At 63.7% G+C, this 394-nt stretch carries 1 protein-coding gene; it reads right to left on the bottom strand.

What is annotated here, in order from left to right; all coding sequences use genetic code 11:
• On the bottom strand, nucleotides 1–196 hold a 196-nt coding region (locus tag GYB81_RS24335), incomplete at its 3' end, for an NAD(P)-binding domain-containing protein (protein ID WP_161898039.1).
• Nucleotides 197–394 lie beyond the last annotated feature (198 nt).

Below are 394 nucleotides of genomic sequence, written 5' to 3'. Positions count from 1 at the left end.
GCAGCATGCTGATTACCACCTGTGCCTGATCGATGGCATCGGCGGCGCTTTCGGCGGCCATGGCTCCCTCGCCAGCCAGGGTATCGACGGCGCTGCGCACCAGGTCGAAGACTTTCAGCGGATAACCCGCCTTGAGCAGGTTGCGGGCCATGGGCAGGCCCATATGGCCGAGGCCGATAAAGGCGATCTGGGTCATGTCGGTTCTCCTTGTTCTTGTCGTTAGCGTTTCAACAGGTCGTTGAGTTCGACGAAGGGCGCAGCGTCCCTCGCAAAGTCGGCGCGGCCCTGATGCAACTCGCGAGCGGCCTTGAGGAAACCGCCAAAGGCCGCACGGGCCAGGCTGGAGCCAACGCTCACCCGGCGCACGCCGAGCTCTCTCAGATCGTCCAGAGTC

The sequence above is a fragment of the Pseudomonas yangonensis genome, assembly GCF_009932725.1.
Taxonomy (GTDB): Bacteria; Pseudomonadota; Gammaproteobacteria; order Pseudomonadales; family Pseudomonadaceae; genus Aquipseudomonas; species Aquipseudomonas yangonensis.
Note: the sequence above shows the minus strand (reverse complement) of the source record. Positions and strands in the feature narration are given on the sequence as shown.